The 25,420-nt window shown below is 64.2% G+C and carries 27 protein-coding genes and 1 pseudogene; 3 read left to right on the top strand and 25 right to left on the bottom strand.

Annotation, left to right across the window (positions count from 1 at the left end; all coding sequences use genetic code 11):
- Window positions 1–61: 61 nt before the first annotated feature.
- From Q1L50_RS11585 to nosZ, 21 genes and pseudogenes are all read right to left on the bottom strand, one after another.
- A complete protein-coding gene (locus Q1L50_RS11585) occupies window positions 62–2,131 on the bottom strand; it encodes a hypothetical protein (RefSeq protein WP_300338820.1) in 2,070 nt (689 codons plus the stop codon).
- An 88-nt stretch (window positions 2,132–2,219) separates the two neighbouring features.
- Window positions 2,220–2,447, bottom strand: coding sequence for a DUF2783 domain-containing protein (locus Q1L50_RS11580; protein ID WP_300338818.1), 228 nt, complete (start codon window positions 2,445–2,447; stop codon window positions 2,220–2,222).
- Window positions 2,435–4,030, bottom strand: coding sequence for an FAD-dependent monooxygenase (locus Q1L50_RS11575; RefSeq protein WP_300338815.1), 1,596 nt, complete (start codon window positions 4,028–4,030; stop codon window positions 2,435–2,437). The genes Q1L50_RS11580 and Q1L50_RS11575 overlap by 13 nt, the downstream gene beginning before the upstream one ends.
- 45 nt (window positions 4,031–4,075) lie before the next feature.
- Window positions 4,076–4,951 (bottom strand): annotated as a pseudogene (locus Q1L50_RS11570) (MBL fold metallo-hydrolase).
- Window positions 4,952–5,137: 186 nt separating this feature from the next.
- Complete coding sequence (gene trxC, locus Q1L50_RS11565) at window positions 5,138–5,572, bottom strand: thioredoxin TrxC (RefSeq protein WP_300338812.1); 435 nt, start codon at window positions 5,570–5,572, stop codon at window positions 5,138–5,140.
- 390 nt (window positions 5,573–5,962) lie between these two features.
- Window positions 5,963–6,352: a hypothetical protein gene (locus tag Q1L50_RS11560; RefSeq protein ID WP_300338810.1), complete on the bottom strand. Its 390-nt coding sequence runs from the start codon at window positions 6,350–6,352 to the stop codon at window positions 5,963–5,965.
- 272 nt (window positions 6,353–6,624) lie between these two features.
- Window positions 6,625–7,128: an AsnC family transcriptional regulator gene (locus Q1L50_RS11555; RefSeq protein WP_300338808.1), complete on the bottom strand. Its 504-nt coding sequence runs from the start codon at window positions 7,126–7,128 to the stop codon at window positions 6,625–6,627.
- Window positions 7,125–7,604 carry an AsnC family transcriptional regulator gene (locus tag Q1L50_RS11550; RefSeq protein WP_300338805.1) on the bottom strand — a complete coding sequence of 160 codons (480 nt, stop codon included), beginning with the start codon at window positions 7,602–7,604 and terminating at the stop codon, window positions 7,125–7,127. The genes Q1L50_RS11555 and Q1L50_RS11550 overlap by 4 nt, the downstream gene beginning before the upstream one ends.
- Entirely contained in the window at window positions 7,597–8,577 is a 981-nt protein-coding gene (locus Q1L50_RS11545) for an Lrp/AsnC family transcriptional regulator (RefSeq protein WP_300338911.1), read from the bottom strand. The genes Q1L50_RS11550 and Q1L50_RS11545 overlap by 8 nt, the downstream gene beginning before the upstream one ends.
- A gap of 5 nt (window positions 8,578–8,582) precedes the next feature.
- Window positions 8,583–9,749, bottom strand: a complete 1,167-nt coding sequence (locus Q1L50_RS11540) for a cytochrome D1 domain-containing protein (RefSeq protein WP_300338803.1) — start codon at window positions 9,747–9,749, stop codon at window positions 8,583–8,585.
- Window positions 9,750–9,875: 126 nt separating this feature from the next.
- Complete coding sequence (locus Q1L50_RS11535) at window positions 9,876–10,376, bottom strand: TlpA disulfide reductase family protein (protein ID WP_300338801.1); 501 nt, start codon at window positions 10,374–10,376, stop codon at window positions 9,876–9,878.
- Window positions 10,377–10,389: 13 nt separating this feature from the next.
- Window positions 10,390–11,217 carry an ABC transporter permease subunit gene (locus Q1L50_RS11530; protein ID WP_300338799.1) on the bottom strand — a complete coding sequence of 276 codons (828 nt, stop codon included), beginning with the start codon at window positions 11,215–11,217 and terminating at the stop codon, window positions 10,390–10,392.
- A gap of 10 nt (window positions 11,218–11,227) precedes the next feature.
- A complete protein-coding gene (locus Q1L50_RS11525; RefSeq protein ID WP_300338797.1) occupies window positions 11,228–11,713 on the bottom strand; it encodes a nitrous oxide reductase accessory protein NosL in 486 nt (161 codons plus the stop codon).
- A 41-nt stretch (window positions 11,714–11,754) separates the two neighbouring features.
- Window positions 11,755–12,627: an ABC transporter ATP-binding protein gene (locus Q1L50_RS11520; RefSeq protein ID WP_300338794.1), complete on the bottom strand. Its 873-nt coding sequence runs from the start codon at window positions 12,625–12,627 to the stop codon at window positions 11,755–11,757.
- A 12-nt stretch (window positions 12,628–12,639) separates the two neighbouring features.
- Window positions 12,640–13,602 carry a NapH/MauN family ferredoxin-type protein gene (locus tag Q1L50_RS11515; RefSeq protein ID WP_300338792.1) on the bottom strand — a complete coding sequence of 321 codons (963 nt, stop codon included), beginning with the start codon at window positions 13,600–13,602 and terminating at the stop codon, window positions 12,640–12,642.
- Window positions 13,602–14,501 carry a 4Fe-4S dicluster domain-containing protein gene (locus tag Q1L50_RS11510; protein WP_300338789.1) on the bottom strand — a complete coding sequence of 300 codons (900 nt, stop codon included), beginning with the start codon at window positions 14,499–14,501 and terminating at the stop codon, window positions 13,602–13,604. The genes Q1L50_RS11515 and Q1L50_RS11510 overlap by 1 nt, the downstream gene beginning before the upstream one ends.
- The gene (gene nosD, locus Q1L50_RS11505) at window positions 14,498–15,922 is read right to left on the bottom strand and encodes a nitrous oxide reductase family maturation protein NosD (RefSeq protein WP_300338787.1); all 1,425 of its coding nucleotides are present in this window, start codon (window positions 15,920–15,922) and stop codon (window positions 14,498–14,500) included. The genes Q1L50_RS11510 and nosD overlap by 4 nt, the downstream gene beginning before the upstream one ends.
- 5 nt (window positions 15,923–15,927) lie before the next feature.
- Window positions 15,928–16,917: a hypothetical protein gene (locus Q1L50_RS11500; protein WP_300338784.1), complete on the bottom strand. Its 990-nt coding sequence runs from the start codon at window positions 16,915–16,917 to the stop codon at window positions 15,928–15,930.
- Between the two features lie 200 nt (window positions 16,918–17,117).
- Window positions 17,118–17,852, bottom strand: coding sequence for a c-type cytochrome (locus tag Q1L50_RS11495; protein ID WP_300338782.1), 735 nt, complete (start codon window positions 17,850–17,852; stop codon window positions 17,118–17,120).
- A gap of 123 nt (window positions 17,853–17,975) precedes the next feature.
- Window positions 17,976–18,287, bottom strand: a complete 312-nt coding sequence (locus Q1L50_RS11490) for a cytochrome c (protein WP_300338780.1) — start codon at window positions 18,285–18,287, stop codon at window positions 17,976–17,978.
- Between the two features lie 81 nt (window positions 18,288–18,368).
- Window positions 18,369–20,666 carry a Sec-dependent nitrous-oxide reductase gene (nosZ, locus tag Q1L50_RS11485; RefSeq protein WP_300338778.1) on the bottom strand — a complete coding sequence of 766 codons (2,298 nt, stop codon included), beginning with the start codon at window positions 20,664–20,666 and terminating at the stop codon, window positions 18,369–18,371.
- 283 nt (window positions 20,667–20,949) lie between these two features.
- On the opposite strand from nosZ, the gene Q1L50_RS11480 reads away from it, so the two are divergent.
- The 3 genes from Q1L50_RS11480 (at window position 20,950) to Q1L50_RS11470 (ending at window position 22,509) form a co-directional block, all read left to right on the top strand.
- The gene (locus Q1L50_RS11480; protein WP_300338776.1) at window positions 20,950–21,411 is read left to right on the top strand and encodes a hypothetical protein; all 462 of its coding nucleotides are present in this window, start codon (window positions 20,950–20,952) and stop codon (window positions 21,409–21,411) included.
- A 152-nt stretch (window positions 21,412–21,563) separates the two neighbouring features.
- Window positions 21,564–21,704, top strand: a complete 141-nt coding sequence (locus tag Q1L50_RS11475) for an SCO family protein (RefSeq protein WP_300338773.1) — start codon at window positions 21,564–21,566, stop codon at window positions 21,702–21,704.
- Window positions 21,705–22,020: 316 nt separating this feature from the next.
- Window positions 22,021–22,509, top strand: coding sequence for a copper chaperone PCu(A)C (locus Q1L50_RS11470; protein ID WP_300338771.1), 489 nt, complete (start codon window positions 22,021–22,023; stop codon window positions 22,507–22,509).
- Between the two features lie 54 nt (window positions 22,510–22,563).
- Here the strand turns inward: Q1L50_RS11470 and Q1L50_RS11465 are convergent, their stop codons facing one another.
- From Q1L50_RS11465 to hscA, 4 genes are read right to left on the bottom strand one after another with little or no spacing between them, the layout of a single operon-like run.
- Window positions 22,564–22,953, bottom strand: coding sequence for a DUF2237 domain-containing protein (locus tag Q1L50_RS11465; protein ID WP_300338769.1), 390 nt, complete (start codon window positions 22,951–22,953; stop codon window positions 22,564–22,566).
- A complete protein-coding gene (iscX, locus tag Q1L50_RS11460; protein WP_300338766.1) occupies window positions 22,950–23,144 on the bottom strand; it encodes a Fe-S cluster assembly protein IscX in 195 nt (64 codons plus the stop codon). Before iscX ends, Q1L50_RS11465 begins: the two co-directional genes overlap by 4 nt.
- Window positions 23,141–23,482, bottom strand: a complete 342-nt coding sequence (gene fdx / locus Q1L50_RS11455; protein ID WP_300338763.1) for an ISC system 2Fe-2S type ferredoxin — start codon at window positions 23,480–23,482, stop codon at window positions 23,141–23,143. The genes iscX and fdx overlap by 4 nt, the downstream gene beginning before the upstream one ends.
- Complete coding sequence (gene hscA / locus Q1L50_RS11450; RefSeq protein WP_300338760.1) at window positions 23,479–25,380, bottom strand: Fe-S protein assembly chaperone HscA; 1,902 nt, start codon at window positions 25,378–25,380, stop codon at window positions 23,479–23,481. The genes fdx and hscA overlap by 4 nt, the downstream gene beginning before the upstream one ends.
- Between the last annotated feature and the right edge of the window lie 40 nt (window positions 25,381–25,420).

Genomic DNA, 25,420 nt, shown 5'->3' with positions numbered 1-25,420 from the left:
ACTTGAGAAATAGTCATAAGCGTATGATAAAACATGTTATTGTATTATTGCTCCGAATGGCTTATGCCGTAATTTTACTCTGCGAGAGGTCTGCAATCGCTTTTTCCGGCGGGCAGACAGGCGTTCGGGGAGGGTCCGCGGCGGGCTCCTCGTCGAGGAACAGGGCAAAGCATAGCAGCAAGAAGAACAGGAAAGCAGTCCGCGGCATGTCGAGCAGGCTCGAAACCATACCAACCACCACAGCAGCCAGCAGCGAGGCCAGCAGGTAGGGCGCCAGCGTCTGCGCTCGGCCGGGACCGCCAAGCAGGTTGGCAAAGGCCAGAACCAGCAGGCCGAGCAGCAGCAGCAGCCCGATCGCTCCCTGATCAATCAGCAGTTCGAGAAACAGGTTGTCGATATGCCAGGGGACGAAGTAGTCGTGCCCGGCAAAGAACCAATGCCTCAGCCCGTCCGAAAAGGCGGCATTGCGCAGCAGCTCGCGACCATCGGCGGCGAGCACGCTGACCTTGCCGATATCGATGTAGTCGGCCGGTCCGGCGAACTGCAAGCTGATGAATCCGGGCCCCGCCTGCCGCCACCAGCCGCCCGTCTGCTTGTTCGACCTCAGCCCCAGCGACACCTGTTGCCATTGCTCGCCGCCCTGGTGCACCAAGACGCCGCTACGACCGCAGGGCACGGCGTACAGCAGGTGCCGCTGGCACAGCTCGACACGCAGCCGGGCCAGTCGCGCCGCCCGCAGTTCGAGGACCACCGTGTAAGGCCCCTCAGCCAGCGCCGGTACGCGCTGCAGCAGGTCGAAGGCGCCGCGCAGGTGCTCGTTGTGGCGCGGACCGAAGAGGCGCAGGTAGCTTCCCTGAGCCTGCCCCGGTAGATCGATGACGCGCAGTCGACCCGGCATCTCGCGCCCGGGCACCGCCTGCGAGTAGTTCGCCGGAAAACGCCCGAGTCCCCTGCCGAACAGGACCTCCGCCGGACTGCGCAGCAGGCTCAATCCTTCGGACCAGTGCTGCAGGCGCCCACCCAGATCGCGCGCACTGGCCGACAAGCGACGGCCCATGAAGTCTCCGAGCGCCAGCACCGCGACCAGCTCGCAGATCAGCACCCCCACCAACACCCGGCCACCCCACACCCGCCAGCGCTCCGACGGCCGGACAACGGCCGCCTGAGCCGGCGGCGAAGCCCCCGCTGCAGTCGAGCACAGCAGGCCCGCCAGGACGGTCAAGGAAAACCCGACGCTCAGATAGACGCCGCGCGAAAAACTGGTCAGCCCAGCGTAGGCGGCAATCAACGCCAGCGCTGCGGCGAGTACCCAGGCGAGCGGGCCGGGCGCGCGCAGCACCGCGTGCACGGCAAACGGCACGGCCATGGCGAGAAAGGCATCCAGCGCCGCGCCACCAACGTGCATCTCCCAGAACAGCGCCGTGCTGCGATACGCAGTCGAGAAATCCAGCAGCCCCGGATAGCCGGCGCGCTCGCCGAGAATCGCCAGCGACGCCAGCGCCAGTCCGGTCGCCACTCCCGCCGCGAGGCGTCGCGCCAGCAGTTCGGGCGCCCCGTCGAGCAGGCTGCGCAGCGAAGGCAGGAGCAACAGAATCAGCAGCAGGCTCTTGCCCGTTCGCAGGCTGTTCAAGGGATCTTCGTAAGCAGCGAACCACCCCGGCGGAACGCTGTCAGGACCGGCGCCGGCACTGGCAGCCATCAGGCCACGCACCAGGGCCAGCAGCCAGGACGCCGCCAGCAGGCCGAGCCCGATCCGGGCCAGAGCAAACCACCGGGCCCGCCGCGGCCGGCTCTGGCGCCACGGCACCACGCCGGCGACGGCCCGGCCCGCCGGCGGCGATCGCCGGAGGACCAGCCGGGCATGGCATCCCAGCGCGGCGCCGAGGGCCAGCAAATCGAACTCTTCGACAACGATCCAGCCGGTCCACGGCGCCAGGCCGGCGACCGGCAGCAAGGCCGGCAGTACCAGCGGCCAGATCGCCGGACGCAGGAAGACCGCCGTCGACCAGGCCAGAAAGGTCACCGTCAGCGGCAGTGGCCACAGCGGATGGTGCAGCGCGATGAAGCTGCCCAGTGCGCAAGCGAAGACGGCCAGAACCGCGTGCAGCGCCACCTGCAGGCCCGGACTCACGCGCAGGCTCCAGCGCCGGCGCGCGACACCGCCGCAATCGCCGCTGACGACCACCGCGGCATCTGCAGGAGTGGCCCACGCACTCCCGCTAACACTCTTCGCCGGCGATCCTCAAGGCTTCGCGCAGCACACCGAGGTCACCGATGTGATTGGCCATGAGAAGGATCAAGCGCGCATTGAGTAGCGTACTCTGCTCGTCCGAAAGCTCGCGATGGGCATCGAGCAGCACGGCGTAGAAGTCGTCACCGGGGGAAAAAGCGCGCCGGTAGCTATTGCCCGGCTCGCCGAAAGTCGCTTCGGTAATCAGTGTCGCCATGCCGCCGTCTCCTCCAGAACCGTGCACGTGGCGCGCGCCAGCGCCGCCGCGACCGGATCGCAATCGATACTGCGCCAGCGGGCGCTGACGTGCTGGCCCGGCCGGCACAGGTCCACCGTGCGCGGCCTGGCGTCATAGCGATCGGCGTAGCAACCGCGATAGTCCTCGAAGACGCGCCAGCCGGCCGGCGCCACGCCTGACCGGGGTGCCAGCAGCGCAACGTCGAGCGGAATCGGACCGTCGGTCAGGGCGCAGAGCGTCGCCACGGTCGACGCTTCGACGGCAGCCGGATCGTCGACCGCGCGCAGCAGCATGAAATGGTTGCCAATCGAATCGAGCAACCAGCCGTCGCTACCGGAGACACGGACCGGTGCATCGTCGATCGGCGCGCCGGGATGCATCTGGCCAGCAAAGAGATCGGCGTCGGGCGTGTTGAGCGAGGATTCGGAAAGAAAGGCCGGAACCGACAGGCGGCCCGAGTTGACCAGCGCACGGGCGAAGGAGTACTTGCGCGCCAGTGTCAGCACGGCGTTGCGAAAGCTCAGCGACATCCTGCTCCTGGGCGTGATGAAGTCGGTCGATCGCGTCGAGTTCAGCAGGTTCTCGTCGGCCGCGAGCTCGCGCTCCTCGGCGTAGCTGTCGAGCAGCACTTGCCGGTGTCGGAAACTGCTCATCCGCCGGCACTGGGAGGCGTACACGCTGACCCATTCGACCTCGAATACGCGGTCGTCGCCCAGCATCGCCCTGATCCTCGGGATGACCCTCTCGGGTTTCTTCTCCTCTTCGGGACCGGCCTGCCGGCCGGGCTGGAAGTCGATCCGCCCGACGTTGTCGGCCTGACCCTGCAGCAACACCGCCCGCCCGGGGTGAAAAGGCGGGTAGAACCCGAACCAGCGCTCGGCGGGTAACTCGGCCTTCATCACCACCTCGGCGATCAGCAAGCGGTCCATGAGCACTTTGCCCTCGACCTCGAGCTTCAGCATCGCGCGAATGCTGCTGCGTGCGCCGTCAGCGACGATCAGCCAGTCGCATGCGACCGCGTAGGGGCCATCCGGCGTGTCGATCTGCACGACGACGCCGTCCTGATCACCGCTGCCGTCCTCGACCACCGCCCTCTGCTGCACCGCGACGACCCTGTTCTTCCAGCGCAGATCGATGCCGGGCAACTCCTGGGCGCGCCTGACGAGAAACTCTTCGAGGTAATGCTGCTGCAGGTTGATCATCCCCGGACGCTTGTGGTCCGGCTGCGCCAACAGCGTGAAGTTATCAACCTCCTCCTCGCGAAAGAAGGTGCGCCCGACGTTCCAGCTGACGCCCCTGGCGACGCAGCAATCACCGACCCCCAGGCGATCGAGCACTTGCAGCGCCCGTTTGGCGTAGCAGACGCCCCGCCAGCCGACCGAGACGCGGTTGTCGTCGTCGAGCGGCAGCACTGGAGTCCCCTGCTGCGCCAGGTCGATCGCCAGCGCCAGACCGGCCGGGCCAGCGCCGACAACAACCAGCGGATGCCGGCGCACGAGTCCGCCCTGCAGTTCGGCCGGCCGCCGATACTCGTACTCTGAATAGAGGTAGGCACTCAGCATGACTCGCGTGCTCGCTCGCGCAGGACTTGCCCGGAACCCGAAGGTTCAGTCGGCGGCCTGCAGGCCGTGCCACATTTCCCGGTCGCGCGCTGCCGTCCAGATCTGCGGATGCCGGATGCCGTTGGCTTCGTCGATCGCCCGCACGACGTCGAACGGCAGGAAGTACTCGGAGATGAATACCTGCGCGAACTTCGGGTCCATCGCCCGGCGGGTGTGCGCCATGGCCTGCTTCAGGTTCATCCCGGCGGCTGCCGCTTGCCTGACACAGGCGAACAGGGTGGCCACGAAGTCGGTGGTGTAGTCGAGGCCACGGGCCACTTCGGCCAGTCGGCGAGTTGCGCGTCGCCGGTGTAGCACACCGCGTCGCACTCGACCAGGTCGCCCGAAAACAGCGCCTTCTCGGACGGCACCCAGACCACGGTGCCGCTGCGGGTGTGGCCGGCGCCGGACCTCCAGCCCGCCCATCCACAGCGTCATCGTCTCCTTGAAGACCAGCGTCGGCCGGGTCAGCCCCTGGATCGACCCGAACGCCTGGAACAGGCGCGGAAAGCGCTCGTACTCCGAAGGCATGTCCTGGGCACCGCGTTCAACGATCATCTCGTAAGTACCCTGGCTGGCGATCACCTCCTGCAGGCCCTCGGCCCGGTAGGCCGTCGCGCCAAGCACGCGCACCGCGTGATGGTGCGAAAGCACAACGTGCTTGATCGGCTTGTCGGTCAGCCGGTGAATCTCGGCGACCAGGCGAGCAGCCATCACCGGCGTCGCCTGGGTATCGGCGATCAACACTCTGTCATCGCCGATGATGATGACGCCGGTATTCGGATCGCCCGCGGCGGTATAGCCCCAGCAATGTTCGGAAAGCCGGACGAAAGTCGCTTGCTTCTCTTCGAGGTCGGCGACCGAGGCGAACTTCGCTTTCATGCGCTGCTCCGGGAGTGATGGAAATGACCAACGCCAAGCACCGCATCCTGCCGGCACCCTACGCCGGGCGACGCAAGCGGTGTCCCGCAACCGGCTTCTCCGTCCCGATCCAGGCCGATTCTGTCTTTCGGGGTGGCTTCTGTCAATGAACCGTCACGCCGCTCTCAGCCAAGGCGGGGGCGTCGATCACTCGAACGACCGAACCCAGCGAACCAGGCTGGCACCATCGATGGCTCCGGCCTGACGCGCCACTTCCTTGCCCTGCCTGAATAGCGCCAGGGTCGGAATCGAGCGGATGGCGAAGCGCGCGGCCAGCGACGGTTCTTCCTCGGTGTTGACCTTTGCCAGCCGGAAAGCGGGTTCGAGTTGCCGCGCCGCCGCAGCGAACGCCGGCGCCATGGCCCGGCACGGACCGCACCAGGGCGCCCAGAAGTCGACCACCACGGGCAGTTCGGAGCGCTCGATGTGCCGGTCAAAGCTGGCCACCGTCAAGACCGTTGGCGTGCCGTCGAAAAGTATCTGCTGGCAGTGACCGCAACGCCCCTGATCGCCGAGTCGCGCTTCGGGGACCCGGTTCGGGCGATGGCAATGCGGGCAAACGACTATCTTCGATGTACTCATGGCGTCTCCCGCCGGCGTCCCCGCCTCGACACTCGACGCTCACCGCCCACCGCAGCCCGGCACCGCAACCTTGCGAAACACCTGCGGTGAGGCGACCGCGCTGGACGGGTAAGGCCCGGCTGGCGCTGGAAATCGGGGTTGTCGATGAGACGCCGGCAGTGCTCGGTCGATTCCCATACCGCGTGATTCACGAACACACAGCCGCCACCAATGCCACGATGCGGCCGGGTCGAACTGTCGTCGGGCTGCCGCCACATTGCTGCTGCATCGGCTGTCCAGGCCTTGAGCAGTTGCCCGACCTGGTCCGCTTTGACCTGGAACCTGTTGATCGGCACCAGCGGAGCAGCGGTGTCCTCCATCTGCCCGGCCAGCGTAACCAGGTCGTCCATTTCAACGAAGCGTGGCATCGTAGGTCTCCTTTCGTTGGTGCCGCGTGTTACTGCATCGGTGCCGTCGCGCGGTGCCGCGCCCCGGCAGCGGCCTCTTCGCACCCGGCCCGTTCGTGCTTCCGATCCTGCCGGTCAGGCGCAGGGCATCAGCAGCAAGGCGCCGTACGGACCGGTGATCATCATCCGCCGCTTCCTGGCCAAGGGCCAGCGCGTCGCTGCGCCCCTTGAACACGCCGGGACCGTTTTCCCCGGCGGTCGCCAGCGCCAACACCGGCAACAACGTGCGCCACCGTGTAGTCAGCTCGACTATGGCCACCGAGCGCTCGCTGCCGAACGGTTCGGAAAGCGCGGTCAAGGTCCCGGAGCAAGGAAGGGTCAGGAAGCCGAGCAAACGCCTGTGGTGTGCACTCGGCGAATCATCGCCTCTCCGGCGCGTCTCGCTCGACGATGCTCGCCGCGAGCGGCTTGCCGATTTCGCGGACCCCCGAAAGCGCATTCGCGATGGTCTCGGCCGACCGGCCCCTGGCCAGCTGATTGGCCAATTGTACCCGGCGTTCGGCGGCCGCATGAAAGGTGCCGATCCCGCGCTCGCCGAGAGCGACAGGCCTCGCGCGCCGATGGCGCAGCCGGCCGCATGACGGGCGCTTCGCGACGCAGGGGACCTCAGACGCCGATTCGAAGCCCCGTCTTCTTGAGAATCCTGGTCGAAAAAAGGACATCGTGCGCCCGGCAATCGGCACCCAGCAACTCGGCGATGGTCGCCACTTTGGCCAGCACTTCGGCACGCGAACTGCCATGCACCATTGCAAACAAGCTGTACGGCCACTCGGGAAGCTGGCGCGGGCGATGGTAGCAGTGGGTGACGAAGTCCAGTGCGCCGACCCGCGCGCCGAGCTCGTCGATGCGCTCGTCCGCGACATCCCAGACGCTCATCCCGTTGGCGGTGTAGCCGATCGCGTAGTGGTTGGGCACCGCGCCGATCCGGCGGATGATGCCGCAGTCGAGCATCCGCCTCAGCCGGGCCATCACTTCCTGCGGCTCGATGCCGAGCTGCCCGGCCAGCTGGTGATACGGTCGGGCGACCAGCGGCAGGCCACTCTGGGTGGCCAGCACCAGGCGGCGGTCGACCGCGTCGAGCGCCTCGCCCGGGCTCGCCAGGGCGCTCATGCGCGTACCGCCAGCTTCATCTCGACGAAGTACTCGCGCAACTTCGGAAACGCGAAGACCTGTAGACCGCTGGCTTCCTCGATGCCACGCCGCGCGGCCGCGATGCCGTCGGCGGTCTCGCTCGCCAGCACGAACCACATGTTGAAGCGACAGTAGAGGTCGCTCTCGCGCCGATAGTTGTGGGCCACTTCGGGAAAGGCGTTGACCACCTCGAGTACCCGCTGCCAATCGTCCTCGGGAACGCACATCGCCGCGAGGACGAAGGCGCCGCCCATCCGCTCGACCTGAAACATCGGTCCAAAGCGGGTCAGCACGCGGGCATCAAGCATCGCCTGCAAACGTTCGAGGAGGTCTTGCTCGCCGATCCCGAGCGCTCCTGCGACTTCGGCGTAGGGCAGCTCGCAGATCGGGAAGTCGCCCTGCAGGCCGTCGATGATCGCGCGATCGATGGCGTCGATGGCCACACTGTCACGCATAGCGTGCTCCACCCTGCTTGAAGCGGGTCACTGAAAAGAGGGTCGCGTGGGCGTAGTCGCGCAGCTGCAGGCGCGATCGCAGTTGCCTGATCCTGGCCTCGACTTCGCCGCGGAGCTGGCCGTGGATCATGCAGAACAGGTTGTAGCGCCAGTCCGGCAGCACCCGCGGGCGCTGATAGCACAGGGTAACTCCCGGCTCGCGGGCCAGCGTCTCGCCGATTCCGGCGACGGCGTCGTCGGGGACGTCGTGCACCAGCATCGCGTTGGCCGTGTAGCCGAGTTCGTGATGCCTGACGACCACCCCGAAGCGCTTGATGATCCCCTCGGCGCACCAGTGACGGATACGTTCGAGAACCTCGCTCTCGTCGCAACCGACCCGGCTGGCGAGCACCGAAAACGGACGAATGAACAGTGGCAAACCCTCCTGCAAAGCCATCACCAGCCGCCGTTCGAACTCGTCCAGCGGTCGCGGCGGCACGAAGGCCCGCCGGCGGGAATCGCCCGGCAGCACCTTGTCGGTCTTGCCGTCCAGCGAGAAACCGAGGTCGATGTGGAATTCGTGCAGCAAGGGGAGTCGCAGCAGCGGGTAGCCTGCCACCTGCTCGATCGCCCCCAAGGCAGCCTGCAGCCGCCCCTCCGAACCCGCGGTAACGACAAACCAAAGGTTGAAGCGGTGCTCGCGCTCGTAGTTGTGGTTGACCTCGGGAAAGCGATTGACCGTCTCGGCCACCGCGACCAGCCGCTCCGGCGGCACCGCCATCGCCGCCAGCGTGCTGGCGCCGATCCGCTTGGGTGCAAAGACCGCGCCGACGCGAGCGATCTTGCCCTCGCGGCGCAAGCCCTCGAGCAGCCGCAGGACAGCACTTTCAGCAACGCCGAGGCGCGCGGCCAGCTCGGCGAAGGGCGCCGGGCAGAGCGGAAAGTCGCGCTGGAAATCGTTCAGCAAGCGAAAATCGAGCGCCTCGTCGGTCATCGCGCTCAAAACCCCGTCCGCTGCGCGCGGCTGGTGAAGAAGATGCCGCTCGGCGCCTGCGCGGCAAACTCGCCGACCTTGGTCAAGGTCGCCGTATCGTAGATCACCACCTTGTTGTCGTCGCGGGCGGAAAGCCAGACCTGTTCCCCGCGCGGCGTGAACTCCATGTGCAGAATGGCTTTTCCCGGCTCGAACGTCTTCACCACTTTTCCGGTCAGCGTGTCGATCACCTCGACCCAGCCATTATCCGGGAAAGCGTAATTGACCCAAACCTGCCGGCCATCGGGGCGAGCCATTACGAACACCGGCTGGCCCTTGACCTTGATTCGACCCACCTCCTGCCAGCTGCTGCCGGAAACGACCAGTACCTCGTGCCGACCGACTGCTGGCAGATAGGCATTGCCCTGTGCCATCGACCAGCCACGCAGATGCGGCATCTTGAATACCGGCAGCTTCTCCTCGCCGCGCCCATAGTTCTGCAGGATCCGGCGCGTCCCCTGCTCGGGCTGCCAGGTGTCGAGCAGGACCACGCCATCCTCGCCGAACAGCCCGGCCAGGTAATAGCGCCCATCGGGACTTACCAGTCCGTCATAGGGCTGCAGGCCGGCCGGAAAACGTTGCGTCTGCGGCTTCCTGGGGTCGGAGAAGTCGGTGACCCAGATTTCGCCACCGTCGAACAGCGCGTAGGCGAAGCGGTTGGCGGACAGATCGGCCAGGCCGACGACCTTGGAAAAGCTTCCGGGCGCGTACTCGGCGGGCACTTCGGAAAGCACTTCAAGGCTTTCGGAGTCGAAGGCCTTGATGCCGCCCGGTTTATAGTTCTGGGCGACGACGATGCGGCCATCCTGCGAAATCGAGCCGCCGATGGCATTGCCCGACTGCAGCACGCGCTTGACGATTCGTGACTCAAGCAAGTCGACTTTGGTCAGCCCGCCGTCACGGCCAAAGACGTAAGCGTAGCGGCCATCGCGCGAATAGACCACCGAGGCGTGCGACAGGTCGCCCAGTCCGTCGATGCGCGCGTACGGCACACCGCGGCTGGTATCGATCAGGGTGACCTGCCCGCTGGCGCGTTCGATGACCAGCCCGAGGTCGCCGGTGCCACGCAGCTGCTGCGCCGCACAGCCCGCGAGGAGTACTACCGACAGCAAGCCAAACGCTCTTCTAATCATGATCGTCACTCAAATGGCGCCTGCGGCGCATCACAAAAAAATGGCGCCGGCGGTGCCGGCCGGCGGTCGACGCTACCTGCTATCCTAGCACCCGCGCAGCACACACCGGGTAGCGGCGCCTGTCACTCAGAGGATCGGCCGTACTGCGGCGTCCATCTCGGAGGCACTCATCGCGCCGAGTTTGCTGCCTCGTATCCGGCCATCCCGGTCGATGACCACCGTAAATGGCAGGCCAGCCTTGCTGTTGCCGAGCGACCGCATCAGCTCGATGCTCGTCTCGACGCCGCCGATCAGCGCCGTGTAGCTCATCTCGTAGGCGCGGGCGAAGTCGCGGACTTTCTCGTGCTGCTCGGCGTCCTCGACGGCGATGCCAATGACCAGCAGGCCCCGTTCCTTGTAGCGGGCGTGCAGAGCGGCGAGATCGGGGATCTCCTGGCGACAGGGAGCGCACCAGCGGGCCCAGAAGTTGACGACCAGTGGCTGCCCCTTGAACGACGCCAGCGCTATCGGGCGCCGATCGATACCCGGCAGGCTCAAGGCAAAGAACGGCGTGGCGGACAACTGCTCCGCGGCGCCGGCCGAAACGGCCTGCACGGCGAACAGCAGGCCGGCAATCAGACGCTTCATCGCACGCACCCGGTCAAGGCAGGTCGCTACGGCGAAAAGTCAGGTAGCCGAGCAGCGCACACAGCGAACCGATGGCCAGCGGATAGAGCAATGCATAGAAGCGGTAGCCGGCACTGCCGAAGAGGTCGAGAATGACGTACGCGGACGGCCCGAGGACGATCAGCTGCGGATCGAACATGGCCAGCGAAGCCGTACGGAAGACCTGCAGCGGATTGAGCAGTGCGATGCCAACGGCGACTTCGGGAGCGACCCGGCCCTGGATCATCACCCCCAGCAGGATCAGATCGAGGAACAGCAGCATGCTCAGCCAGACCATGAAGGCCGCACCCTGCGCGACATCGGTGCTGCGTGCCAGCGTCGAAATCAGCATGCCAATGCCCAGAAAGCACCAGGCCATTGCCGCCAGCAGGCCGGTGTAATAGAAGAACATTCCCCACGGCACGTCGATGGCCTTGAACAGCGCCCACAGCACCGCGCCGAGCATGGCCACGAAGACCGGCAGAAAGATGGTCACATAACGACCGACGATTTTTCCCCAGAACCAGGCCGACAGCGATACCGGCAGGGACAGCAGGTACTCGAAGACCCCCGCCTCGCGGTCACCGGCTACCGAGCGAACCGTCGTGATCAGCACAAAGACTGGCAGGATGGCCATCGTCAGCTGGATGTAAGTCACCAGCAGCCGCGACAGGCCAATGAAACCCAGGACCCGCGACTCGGTCAGGCCAAAGGCGAACAACAGCGCCACGATGCCGCCGAAAACCAGGCTGTAAAGCATGAACCAGCGCGCCCGCAGCGACTCGACGATATCCAGGCGGGCAGTCAACAGGAGGGCAGTCATCGCAGCGGCTTCACTTGCCACGAGCCAGCACAGTCTGCTTCATTTCCTGATACGAGACCGTCCCGGTCTCGGGAACCGCCAGCGCCGCGAAGTGGTAGCCCATCGGGCTCTTGCTTCCTGGCAGGTAGTGCGCCCGGCGGGCATCGATCCAGCCACCGGTGCGATAGTCGGCGACCCAGAACTCGGTGTTCGCGGTCTCCTCGTTGAAAGGACTTTGCGCCAGCCAGAACATCGCGCAACCAATGTCGTCGAATTTCCAGGGTTTGCCATCGGGGTCGCGAATCTGCGCCGCGAAACGCTTGTCGCTGATGATCATCCCACAGCGCGCGTCGGTGTCTCGGTCCCACTTGACCTGAGCGGGTCCGCTGCTCGGCTCGCCGCTACAGCCAGTCAGCAACCAGCCCGCGCCGATGCCGAGTAGCGGCCCAAGACAAGGCGCAAGGCCCAGCGTCGGGAGAACTGCAATGAACTGGCGTCGTTTGGTGGGTCGTTTCATTGTTGCGATTCCTGCTTCCTTCCTGCTTCCTTGCGGCTTCATTACTGGAGGACGACAGCCGGGTCGACTTCCTTCATTTCAATGCGTGACAGCAGCCCGACATAGCGCGACACCATCCCCAGAAAACGCAGGCGGTCGGGTCCGGAAACGTTGCCGTGCCACTCGACGCCATCGGCGCGGTCGGCAAACTGCCAGGCGGCAAGCGTCTTGGCAATGGCCGCGTCGGCGCGGGCCAGCGTCAAGCGCACCTGGAACAGGGCCGAGAGCTTCGACTCCTCGGCGACGCGGTCGTCGAGGACGATCCTGCCGGTGTCCATTTCAACCACCCGATTGACCAGTGGTGCGACCTCGTCGAGGCGGTGGCTGGAAATGATCATGGTCGTGCTTTCCAGGCGCTCGGCGAGCAGCGCGAAGAAGATGTGGCGTGCTTCGGGATCGAGGTTGGCCGCCGGCTCGTCCATGACCAGCACCTGTGCATCACGGCCAAGGGCGATGGCGATCAACAGCTTCTGCTTCATTCCCCCCGAAAGGCGGTTGAACGGCCTGGCCAGAATCGGCTCGACATCGAGCCCGAGCCGCCGCGCCACGGCATGGATCCGTTGGGCATCCGACCGGCAAACAGCGGCCGCGAAGCTGACCAGTTGACCGACCGGCATCTTCAACGGCGGCGGCAACTGCGGTACGAAGCCGACCTTGCCGAGCACCTGTGTGCGCTCGCGGCGTGGTTCCTGGCCATTGATGGTCACCGTGCCCTGGTGCGTATACTCGCCCAACAGGCAGCGGATCAAGGTCGTCTTGCCGGCGCCGTTGGAACCGATCAGCGCGATGCGCTCGCCGAGTTCGACCTCCAGATGAACACTGTCCAGTACCTGGTTCTTACGGAAATCCTTAACGACGTTTTCGAAACGAATCATTCGCAACCTTGTTCACAGCAGCTTGCTCAAGCCCTTGACCTCAAAAACCAGCGCCCCGCTTGGGCAGACATCGACGCACAGGCCGCAGCGCGTACAGTCGGGTCCGATCGGCGTGCTCAGGTCGGCTGCCCTCCCCTTGATTACCACGTCGAGGACGTGCGGGACCAGACAGACCCTGCGGCAATCACCTTCGTGGAAGCACTTGTCGAGCTGGTACTTGACGCGTACCGGCGAAATGGCGCCCACCATACCATAGGTCAGACCGATCGGGCAGACGTAGCGGCACCACGCGCGGCGGGAGTAGACCACCTCGAAGACCAGCAGCAGCAGGACCCAGCCCAGCGCCAGCGAGGGGCCGTAAATCAAGGCCCGCGAAAGGATGCCGGTCGGTGAGATGGTTTCGAAGACGGTGTAGCCGCTAAGCGCCGCCAGCAGCGCAAAAACGATCCAGAAGACGGTGCGGGTGCCGCGATGGAACTCGTGGTCGCTGACCAGTTTTTTGCTCACCAGTTTCAGATGCAGCCATTCGAACCACTCCGCGAGCAGGTGGTAGGGACAGACCCACGAGCAGAACGAGCGGCCGCCGAGCACCGCCCAGAGGACGAAGACCGTTGCCGTTCCGATGAACAGATTGACGATGATGTGCTTGTGAGCCAGCATCACCTGCAGTGCCGAATTGAGGTCGATCAGGTGAAAGCCGACGAAGCGCGACGCGGTCAGCGCCCCCTCGAGCATCTGGATATCGAGCCAGAACGACAAGGTGAACAACAGGTTGGCCAGGATCAACACCGCCCAGCGCCGATTGCGCCACTTGTGCGTCACCAGCTGGTGGTCGTGCGCGTGCTGCTTGAGGGCCTCGAAGTCTGCCTTGGTCATCCGCTTCAACCTGTGCACCTGCTTGACCTCGGGCTTGACGTTGAGCGGCTTCTGCGGTGCCGCGCCGAACATCACCTTGATCCGTTCAAGCTGGCTCATCACGCTCTCCACGGCTCGCGGTGATCGACGACGATCGCCGCCGGCGCGACCGGACAGATCATTTCGCAAACGCCGCAGCCAACGCACTGCTCGAGGACTTGCGGCCGGTATCGCTTGCTGCCGTCGGCGGCCTGCGACTCGTCCATGCGGATCGCCTCCTTGATCGGACACTCGGTCACGCACAGGTCGCAGAGATCGCGCTGGTAAGGATGCTCGCGGACCCGCACCGGCTTCCAGCGATCGACCGCCACGTAGCGCAAGCGGCCCCGGAAGTCGGCCCCACGCGCCTGGCCACTGAACCCCTTGCCTTGTACGGCCAGGCAGGCCTCCGGGCGCGCCAGACGAGCGACGCCGATTCGCTCCTTGAGATTCAGCGTCGGCTCGGGGTCATTTTCCTTGGCCTTGAGCACCGGTGGCTGTGCCAGCAGCATTCCGGGACGGGTCTCGACGGCCGCGGGTTTCCGATAGGTCAGCGACCCGGTGGGACACGCCAGGATGCACTGGACGGCGTCACAGGAGAAATCGCAGGCCTGCTGGCGAGCGTCGATGTACGGCACGCCAACGCCAAAACCCTGGTCGATGTCGTCGAGTTTGATCGCCGCCACCGGGCAAACCTGCACACACTGGCCGCACTTGATGCACGAGGACAGGAAGTCACTCTCTTCGAGCGCGCCGGGAGGCCGCAGGCGGGACTTCCGGGCGCTGGCCACCGGGATATAGCCGAGCATCGCCAGGCCGAGAACGCCGCCGATCATCACCGTCGAGCGAATGAACTTGCGGCGGTTGGCCTGCTGGCGCACCGGCGCCCTGGCGCGCTTGCTGACGGCGCCCTGGACTGCTGCCGCGGGCGAAACGCGTGCGGCATCAGCCGCCTGTTCTTCGGTGTTCTGATCGTTCATTGGACAGACCTCTTGCTGGTCTCTGGCGACTTGCGGAACACCGGCTGTTCGTCGCGCAGGAGCATGACCGGCGTTGAAAACGGCGCCAGGCGTTCGAGAAAATCGAGCGTTTCCATCATCGGCGCATTGCGGAAGAAGCGTGCATAGGGCACCTGCATCCACACTTGATCGGTATAGGCATAGAGCTCGTGTGGCCGGTCGCCGATGTTGTCGCCGTCGCGGTCGAAGCCCTGGTAATCGTCCCAGTAGTTGCCGCGCCAGACGTTGCGGCTGGCGCTACCGCTGTCGCCCATCGCCACCTGGGTAAGGTTTCCCTCGAAGACATTGCGCTCGATCAGCGTGCCCTGCTTGTCGGAGAGGAAGCTGACGCCGATGCCGTTATAGGCAATGCGGTTGCCGCGGATGGTGATCGTGCTGTCGGGTTCGAAGGGCGACATGTCGAGGCCGACGCCGACCGCGCAGTAGATGATCTCGTTACCCTCAACGAGCACATTGGACGCTTCCTTGAAACCAACCGCCATGCCGGTCGGCCCGTTGGCGTGCGAAAACAGGTTGTTGCGGATTGCGCCACCCCCGGAGTACATCACATTGACGCCAACCGCGTTGTCGTAGAAGCGGTTCCCTTCAACCAAATTATCGGCCGCAAACATGAAGTGGATCGAATAGCGGCTGCGCCGCGCGACGTTGTTCAGGTAGCGATTCTCGTTCGAGTACCAGGCGACCATGTCGCGGGAGTCCTCGATGGTATTGTCGGCGATCAGGTTCCGATGGCTGTACCACAGGCGCAGACTGTCACCGCGCGTACCCAGGTCGAACGGCTTGGAGCTAATGTGGTTGCCGCGCACGACGTTGTCGTTCGATTTCTTGAGGTCGATTCCGAACAGGCAGTTGTCGATTCGCAGGTTCTCGACGACGTTGCGGTCGCCGCGAACGTTCAGGCAGGCGTCGTCCGAATCATGCGACACTCCCGAATTGGTCAGATGCAGGCCGCGCAAGACCGCCTCCGTCGCCTCCAGGACGAAGACGGTCCCCTTGCCCCCCCCGTCGACCGTCACTTCCCCAGCGCCGTCGATGGTCAGGGTCTTGTTCACCACCACCGGCCCGGAATAGCGTCCTGGCTTCAGCCTGAGCACTGTTCCAACGGGCGCGGCGTTGATCAGTTCCTGCAGGAAAGGCAGCCCCGCGACCCGCGGCTCGGTCGGGATCGGCGCTTGCTCGTCGATGCCACCCCAGCCGGCAGGTGGTGGCGCGCGCATCTCTCCCAGACGGGCGTCAGCCGGTTCGCTGGCCGGCGAACGTTGACCGCCCAGGGTGCCGGTACGGCGTAGCGCGGTCAGCGCATCCTCTGCGCCGCCGGGCGAAGGGAAGACGACCAGAGCAAGCGCGCAGGCCAGTCCGGCGGCGAGCAAACGGACCAGCATCGCGGTTACTCCGCCGATCCCTCGCGCATCTGCTTGCGCCTGATCAGCAAGGCGAGCAAAAGGCAGACCATCACCCCCAGAAGCAGGGCATAACCCCAGTAGGGATACGAGTAGGTCGAGAACTGCGCCACTTTGCCCTCGCCGAAGACGGTCGGCATGAACGGCTTGACCGTGAACGCACCCCAGGGATGCATGTTGTGGCCAAAGAACCACAGCCAACCGGCATAGGTAATGACGAAGAAGACTGGCAACAGCGCCGGTACCAGGGCCAGCAGCAACGAGAATGAGGGAATGCGGGCAACGCCGGCGAGAACGACCAGCATCGCCACGATCGTCCCGGCGATCACCACATGCGTGATGGTCGTGACGTTTTCACCCCAGCCCCGGATCTTCTCGGGCTCGTTGAAGAAGGTCGCCGTCTCGCTGACATAGTGCGCCACGTGCGCCTGCAGCCCGCCCAGCAGATACTGATCGACCAGAATCCAGCCGGCCACCAGCGAAAAACCGGCACCAAGCACCAGCAGCCGCGTCTTCCGCCGCGGAACCAGGAAACCCAGGAGCATCACCGTGAAAAAGGCGAAGAAGAACTTGGCCAGCGGCTTTTCCACCGGCGCTCCGGTGGCGATCGGAAACATTCCGACATAGTGGTTGATGGTATTCATTTCGTGCACGCAATCGAGCCCCTGCGCGCCTTTATCGACGTCCTTGTTCTTGTCGGTAATCGGGTTATAGCGCTCGTCGTCGTGGGACAGATCCTTCTGGATGATCTCGCTGGCCATGCGCGTTCCCTTGCCGGCCGCCTTGCAGCCGTTGAATACGCCATTAAAGTGGAAATGAATGCGGATCCCGTCGGGGAAGGCATCTGGTGGATAGTTCGGCGCGGTCAGCGAAACCCACCAGATCGGCGAAAAAAAAGCGGCGATCATCAAGGCCATGGCTACCGCGGTAAGCGCGGCGACGATGAAATTCTGCTTGCTGGCTGGTCCTGCGGGCATTCTTCAATCCTCGTTCAGAGCGCGGGTCCAGGTCCCTGCTGGCCTCGCTACTGCCAGCCCCCGGCACGCGACGGTCTGCAGCATATTATTCATTACTAATATTTCCCGGGGACTAAAGCCCGCCACATAGGCTGCTGGCGGGCTTTAACAGCGGCAGGTACGCGCCCGTTGTCTGGCGACTCGTACCACACTCAAACCGACTACTTCTTCTTGGCCGCCGCCTTCGCTTTGCACATATTGCCCGGCATCACCAGGCTCGACTGGTAAGCTGAAATGGCCACCAGCTGCTCGTTGTTGTACTTCTTGATGATCTTGACCATGTCCGGATTGGCATTGCGACGATGACCGTCGCGAATCTCGGTCATCTGGCGCAACAGGTACTTGTAGTGCTGACCAGCGATCACCGGATAGAACTTGTCCTTGACCCCTTGACCATTCGACCCGTGGCAGTCCTTGCATTCTTTCTCGTAGAGTTCCTTGCCGGTCGCCAGTTGCTTCTCGACGTCGGCGCCTTCGTACTTGCCGTGGTCGACGGGAATACACAGCGACTCGATGTAAACCGCCACGTCTGCCAGTTCCTGCGGGTCAACCAGGGTCGCGGCAAACGGGTACATGGTCGGGTTGTCGCGCAGCCCGGAACGGATGTCGGCCATCTGCTTGATCAGCACCGTGGTGTGCTGGCCGGCGAGTTGCGGGAAGGTCCCGTCGGGGCGGCCTGCGCCGGACGGCAGATGACAGGCTCCGCACACTTCGTAACCTTCCTCGCCGCGCGTCTTGTCACCCTTGAGTTTCAGCGCCTCGAGCTTTTCGCCCTCCTGCGCGTTCCACTTGTATTCCTTGCTCTCGATACCCTGCGCCTTGGGCGCCGGCGGGCCAGCATGCGCTGCGCCGACGGCGATCATTGCCAGCGAAACGGCCAGAATCAATTTCTTCATTGCTAACTCCCTAATGTTTGAGACTCCACACCCGCCAATCTAGCAAGCGACCGGGTGTTTGGCGTTGATAATTATCAAGGCCGGTGCGGGCCAGCCAGCGGGCGGGCGTGCCCGCAGCGCTGCTCAAGGCTTGAGTTTCGAAAGATACTCGGCGATCGCGGTGATCTCCGTGTCGCTGACCAGCGGCATCACTCCTTTCATCGCCGCCGAGTTGCCGTTGGCACGAGCACCGCTCTTGATGTCGAGCATCTGCCTTTCGAGGTACTTGGCATTCTGCCCGGCGATCTTCGGGTAATCGGGCATCAGCGGCTTGTCACCCGCCGGACCGTGGCAGGCGCTGCAGGTCTTTTCCGTATACAGCTTCGCGCCGTCAGCGGCCAGCGCTGGCGACACCGCCAGCGTCGATAATGCGACAAGAGCCATCAGCTTGTTCATGGTCATTTCCTCTTCATAAGAAAACGGGGAACAGATAAACTCCGCTCCCCGCTGAGTTGCCTTGCGTCAGATCAAGACGGTTTACTTGGCCTTCTTGGCACCATTCTGCTCGAGATAGGTCTTGGCACGCAGGCCGAGGTCCGCAGCCTTGACCTGATACTGCCAGATCTGCTCGGTCCACAGCGCTGCGTTGTTCCAGTCCTTCTTGCCGGCAGCTTCGTCAGCCTTGGCCTTGGCATCCTTGATCTTGCCCAACTGATCGACAGCGTCGTCCATCATATTGACCACATCCGGGAAGTCCTTGTAGTTCACGCTAGTGATGTAGCCAACCACCGAGTCGATCACCGCCTGCGTGTCGACGACCTTCTTCAACTGCGCCTTGTAGTCCGCTTCGGTGTAGTTGGTGCCAGCCGCGGTGGAGGTCTTGGTCGCTTTCCAGCCTTTCGGCTTGACCAGCAGGTAACCCTGCATTTCCAGGTGCAGCGCCGAGCAGAACTCGGTGCAGTAGTACGGATAGACGCCTTCCTTGTCAGCCTTGAACTTGACCTGAACGGTCTTGCCCGGTTCGATCGAAGCGTGCACGTTGTAGGTCGACACCGCGAAGCCGTGAGTCTCGTCCTGTGCCCGCTCGAGGTTGGTCAGGTTGATGGTGATCTCGTCACCAACCTCGGCCTCGATCGTTTCCGGCGTGATGTGCGAGCGGATCAGAGTACCGAAAACCTCGATCTTGTTACCCTTCTTGACCGTGTTTTCTTCACCGGCGCGAACCGCACCCGGATGCTTCTTGTCGGTCCGGCTGTCGGTACCGACCTTGTAGCGAACGCCCGGCTTCAGTTTGCTCGCTTCGATGGCGACCACGTAGTGCGGTTCGCCCAGCGGGACCGGCATGTCGTACAGCAGTTGCATCTTGTCGTCGCTGATGTCGATCAACTGGTGGTTCTGCGGATGCAGCGGACCAACCGGAACAAAGCGGTCGATGGCCAGTTTGTTGAGCGCCACCAGGTAACGACCCTTGGGATCCATGGAATCACCCTCCATGGTCATCAGGTGACCAATGTTGTAATGCACACTGATCTTGTCGAGCACCTTGCCTTCGCAGTAGTTCCACTTGGCCACTTGCGAATCGACGTACAGCGAGGTATAGGCCACGCAAGGTTTGGCGTCGTACTGGGTATGCAGCGGGCCGAGACCCAGTTGAACCTGGGTGTGCAGCGCATCCTTCATGTTGATCACCGGCAGGCCGTAGGGGTCTTTCGATTCGAACTTTCCGGCCTTGATCGCGGCCTGGATCTTCTCGAACGAATAGACCGAAACGTGCGTGTCGAGCTTGCCGGAAACGGTTATGAACTTGCCGTCCGGCGTGACATCAACACCGTGCGGCGACTTCGGTTCCGGAACCAGGAAGACAACCCCTTCCTTGATCGAGGTGTCCAGCATCAGCACGTCGTGACCGTTGATCTTCTTAGCCCTGCCGGCAGCGACCAGCTCGGCCGCCTTTTTCCAGTTGATCACGTGCATGTAATCGGTATCCTTGGCCGAGCAACCCGCTTCATAGGGCGGCCGGCCCTTCTCGATACCGCCGACGTAACGCTCGCTACAGAAGGAGTTGGTGAAGGACCAGCCGTCTGATGGCCCCTTGCCGGCGTCCGACAGATCCTGGCTGTACGGTGGCAGTTCGACCGAGAACGACTGCTTCGGGTCGATCCGACCTTCCTTGCGGTCGAACTTCCAGTAGGTGACGCCGCCACGGTATTTCTCGTTGAAGTCTTCGAGCGGATAGAACTTCTTGTTCTCGAGCGGCGCCGCGTACTGCGCGGCCTCGATCACGTACTCGGTATTCGGGGTCACGAAAGCGCCGCCGTGTTCCGACTTGTAGATCGGGTTGACCACGATCTGCTTGGTCTCGAAATCACGCAGGTCGATCACCGCCAGGCGCGGGTTGGCCTTGTCGTTGATGAACAGGAACTGCCCGTCGTACTGGCCCTGAGTCTCCGACATCGCCGGATGGTGGGTATCGCCCCAAGTGATGTCCTTGCCGTCGATCTTCCCTTGCGCGAGAACCGCCTTCGAGCTTTCGTCGAAACCGTAGCCCTGCCAGGGCTCCGGCGTGAACACGCCGATGTACTTGAGGATGCGCATCGACGGGATGCCGTAGACAATGACCTGCCCGGACTGTCCGCCGGACGAAAAGGCAACGAACTCGTCGCGCTTGCCGGTCGGCACGTAGGTCTTGGACGCCGCCAGCAGATCCTGCTGCGACAGGTTCCGGCGCTTCATCACGTCCTGCAGTGATTCGGCAGCGTAGGCACTGCCGACCGCTGCGAAGCCGAATCCTGCTGCGAGCAGCATCGACGCGGCTTGCTTCGTTCGGAATTTCATTTTTGCTCTCCCTTTGATCAATCGGCGGCCACCCGCACCATTTTCGATTGCCGCGCCCGGTGACGCGACTGCGGCAATATGCCGCACATTGTGGAGACAAGCGGTGCGCGATAATTTGAGGTGCATCAAGTTTCGCCAAGCTGCCCCCATCCGCCGGTGCAGCCACGCCGATTCGCCTCCGGAACGTGCTGCTCCCGGTCCTCCGATCGCCAGGAAACGTCCGGGAAAGGATCCACGCCGACGATACCAAGACTCAACCGCCAACCGACCAGACGCCCGCTGGATGACCAAGAACCTGCTGCTTGACGCCGCCATCCTGCTAGCGCTCGCCGTCCTCGGAGTCGTCGGCTACAAGCTGGCGCCGCCATTCGGTCCGAAAACGGATATCACCCTGCCGCTGTCGAACTGCAAGCTCGACCAGCAGCGCTGCGTGGCGACGCTACCCGACGGATCCCAGCTCGAATTCTCGATCGAGCCCCGGCCCATCCCCGCCCTCCAGCCACTGCACCTGCAAGCGTCCTTCAAGGGTAGCGAAGTGCGCAAGGTCGAAGTGGATTTCGCTGGCACAGACATGAAGATGGGCTACAACCGACCACTGCTCGAGAAGCAGCTAGGCGGCCGATTCACCGGCCAGGCCAGCCTGCCGGTATGCATCACCGGGACCATGGAATGGGATGCCACAGTCCTGGTCGATACCGGCCAGTCGCTGGTAGCCGTGCCATTCCGCTTCCTCAGCGGCCACTAGAGCCGGCGGCACGAGCAACGAAAACGCACCTGCTGTTGATGTGCCGGGCGGTCGTCCCCGGCGCGCCGCCCGGATCTTCGTCGCCGCTTTCTGGAGCCCGCTGCCGCCAACGCTAGCGGGCTTCATGCCGCAAAGACCTCCAGCTTCCGCCAGTGGCGGGCTCAGCCGGACGAGACTTCAAGCTGGCGAGGCCGGAAGGGCCGGTAGCGCCGGCCGCCTACCCTGGAAAAGTGCTCTTGATCTACTTCGGATACACTTCATGCCCGGATGTCCCCCCAACCTCGCGAGCGTGAGCGCGCGCGGGGAATCTTCACCTCGGCCGGCCGCGAGCGTGACACGGTTGTGCCCCTGCGAGACGAGGAGCGTTTTTCGACCCGGCGCGACCATCGGCCGGAGCGGCAGCGCGGCGCAGACCGCCGCCGTCACCGGGCAGTACGGCGCCAGCTATCGACACCAGCAAGCGAACGCCAACGGGCACGAAAGCATCGACGGCACTTCGGCAGTAGCTGGCCTCGCCGGCCCAAAGGTGAAGCGCAAGGCGATGCCACCACCGCTTTACCGGCTTCAACGCCTCAGCCTCTTCCCGAACGAAAGGAGCAGTTCACAACCATGCGTCTTCATCCGACCCTGATTGCGCTCGCCGCTGCACTGGCGCAGCCGCTGTCCACCCGCGCAGCGCCCAGCGACCTCACGGTCGTTGCCCCGTACGTGCGCATGAGCCCACCCGGCACCGCCAACACGGCGGCCTTCATGACCATCAGCAACACCGGCAACAGCGACCGCAAGCTGGTCAAGGCCGAAAGCCCGGTGGCGCGGTCGGTCGAACTGCACAGCCACAGCAACGACCACGGGGTCATGCGCATGCGGCAGGTGACCGAGATCGAACTGAAGGCGAGGGCGCAGACCGAGCTCAAGCCCGGCAGCTACCACGTGATGCTGATCGACCTGCGGCAATCCCTGCAGGAAGGCGACACGGTCCCGCTGACCCTGAGCTTCGACGACGGCGACAGCAGCAGGATCGACGCACCGGTCCGAAAACCGCAGACGGTCATCGACGCCGACTCCGGCACTGCGCCCGCCATTAGGATGCAACACTGAGCGCTGGCGAGCAAATCATCGCCAACCGGCCGCGAGGCCGGCAGCTGCGGCAGGTCAATTCAGGTCGATGGCATGACGCTTGAGATCGTCGAGGCTGACAATCAGCAGTGCAGCTTCGTTGGTGGCGTTGAGGACGACCCGCGGCGCCTTGCCGGCAAGCAGGGCTTCGCGCCAGCGTGCGGCGCAAAGGCACCAGCGGTCGCCGGGCTGCAGTCCGGAAAATCCGAACTCCGGCCGCGGCGTCGTCAGGTCGTTGCCGCGCGCCCGCGAGAACTCGAGAAACTCGGCGGTGGTCAGGATGCAGACCGTATGGCTGCCGAAATCCTCTTCACTGGTGTTGCAACAGCCGTCGCGAAAGAAACCGGTCATTGGCTTCTCGCTGCACGAGCCGAGCAAGCCACCCAGGACATTGCGCTGCCGACCGCCCGAATCGTCCGGCTTCATGCCAGTTCATCGATCCAGGCTTGCTGGACCGCCTCGAGAATCTTTTCGCCGCAGTGCCGCTGGTCGTCGTCAAATCCCGGCAAGGCCAATATCCAGTTCATCAGGTCTACGAAATTGATCTTCAGCGGGTCGACTTCCGGATGCGCTTCGGCGAGTTCGACCGCGAGCTCGTTGATGTCGGTCCATTTCATCGCTTGCCCTCCTTGGTCATGTTGATCGAGTAGCGCGGGATCTCGATGGTCAACGGTGTCTGGTTGACCATCGCCTGGCACGACAGGCGCGAATTCGGCTCCAGACCCCAGGCCTTGTCGAGCAGGTCGTCCTCGAGTTCGTCGGATGGTTCCAGCGCGCCGAAGCCTTCACGGACGACGACATGGCAAGTGGTGCAGGCGCACGACATCTCGCAGGCATGCTCGATGGCGATGCCGTTCTCGAGCAGGTTCTGGCACAGCGATTCGCCCGGTCTGGCGTCGAAGACGGCACCGTCGGGGCAGAGTTCGAGGTGCGGCAGAACGACGATCCGGGTCATGCCGTCTCTCCGCTTTTCGCTGCTGCGGAATCGCTGCCCAGCTCGCTGATGTTGCGGCCGGCAAACGCCCGCCTGATCGACTTGTCCATGCGCCGCGCGGCGAAGTCCTTGGTATCGGCTTCGAGGTCGTCCATCGCCAGCATGATCTGCCGGCGGTTATCGCCGGGCGCCACGCTTTCGAGCTTGACGATGTCACTTTCGACGCGCGACAGCTCGTCTGGGGACAGCAGGTCGGCGTCGGTGGCTAGCGCCGCCCGCACCGCCTCGAGCAGGCGCCGTGCGTCCACCTGCGACTCCTTCAAGGCGCGCTGCAGTGCGTCATCCTTGACGTGCGCCAGCGAGTCCTTGAGCATCCCGGCGATCTCGTCATCGGAAAGTCCGTACGACGGCTTGACGACGATGCTGGCTTCGACGCCAGAGGTCTGCTCGCGCGCACTGACCGCCAGCAGGCCGTCGGCGTCGACCTGGAAAGCGACCCGAATGCGCGCCGCGCCGGCGACCATCGGCGGGATCCCGCGCAATTCGAAGCGCGCCAGCGAACGGCAGTCGCTGACCAGCTCGCGCTCGCCCTGTACGACCTGGATGGCCAGCGCCGTCTGGCCGTCGCGGAAGGTGGTGAAGTTCTGCCCTCGCGCCGTCGGGATCGTCGAGTTGCGTGGAATGATCTTCTCGACCAGGCCGCCCATCGTTTCGATTCCCAGCGACAAGGGAATCACGTCGAGCAGCAACCAGTCGTCGCCGGCCGTGTGATTGCCCGCCAGCAGGTTGGCCTGCGTCGCCGCGCCGAGGGCGACAACCTTGTCCGGGTCGAGGTTGTTCAGCGGGTCCTGCCGGAAGAACTCGCCGACCGCTCGCTGCACCTGCGGCATGCGGGTGGCACCGCCAACCATCACCACGCCCTTGACGTCGCTGACCGACAAGCCGGCGTCGCGGAGTGCCTTCTTCACCGGCTGCATGGTCTTGGCCACCAGCGTCTGGGTGATCTCGGCGAAGATCTCGGTGCTAAGCCTCAAGTCGACGACCTCGCCGCTGTTCAGTCTTCCGGTAATCGGCGCAACGCCGTGAAAGGTCAGGTATTCCTTGGCTTCCCTGGCGCGCGTCAGAAGCATGCTGGCATCCTCGACGGACGTCGGCTTGAGCTTCGCCGCTTCGAGAATCCAGCAGAAGATGCGCTGGTCGAAATCGTCGCCACCGAGCGCCGAGTCGCCGCCGGTCGCCAGCACCTCGAAGATCCCCCTTGACAGCTTGAGGATCGAGATGTCGAAAGTGCCGCCACCCAGATCATAGACGGCGTAGACGCCCTCGGCGGCGTTGTCGAGTCCGTAGGCGATCGCCGCCGCGGTCGGCTCGTTGAGCAGGCGAAGAACCGGCAGTCCGGCGAGTTTCGCCGCGTCCTTGGTCGCCTGCCGCTGGGCATCGTCGAAGTACGCAGGAACGGTGATCACCGCGCCAAGCAGCGCGCCACCCAGCGCCGCCTCGGCGCGCAAACGCAGCGTGCGCAGGATGTCGGCGGACACTTCCACCGGACTCTTGAGCCCGGCCGCCGTATGGATCCGCAACATCCCCGGGCCGCCCTGAAAATTATAGGGCATCGACTCGCGATTGGCGATGTCGGTGATCCCTCGCCCCATGAAGCGTTTGACCGAAACGATGGTGTTGCGCGGATCGATCGCCTGCGCGGCCTGCGCTTCGTAGCCAACTTCACTGCCGCCGTCAGGAAGGTAGCGGACCACCGAGGGCAGCAGCGGGCGGCCGAGTTCATCACGCAGGACGACCGCCACGCCGCTGCGTACGCTCGCCACCAGCGAGTTGGTCGTACCAAGGTCGATGCCGACCGCCAGCCGGTGCTCGTGCGGCGCGGCTGACTCGCCGGGTTCGACAATCTGTAATAAAGCCATGGCGACAAGGGGTCCTGAGACGTGTTGCGGGTGGGTGAAG

This window comes from Accumulibacter sp., assembly GCF_029255145.1.
Lineage (GTDB): Bacteria > Pseudomonadota > Gammaproteobacteria > Burkholderiales > Rhodocyclaceae > Accumulibacter.
This window is presented reverse-complemented; position numbering and strand designations above follow the sequence as displayed.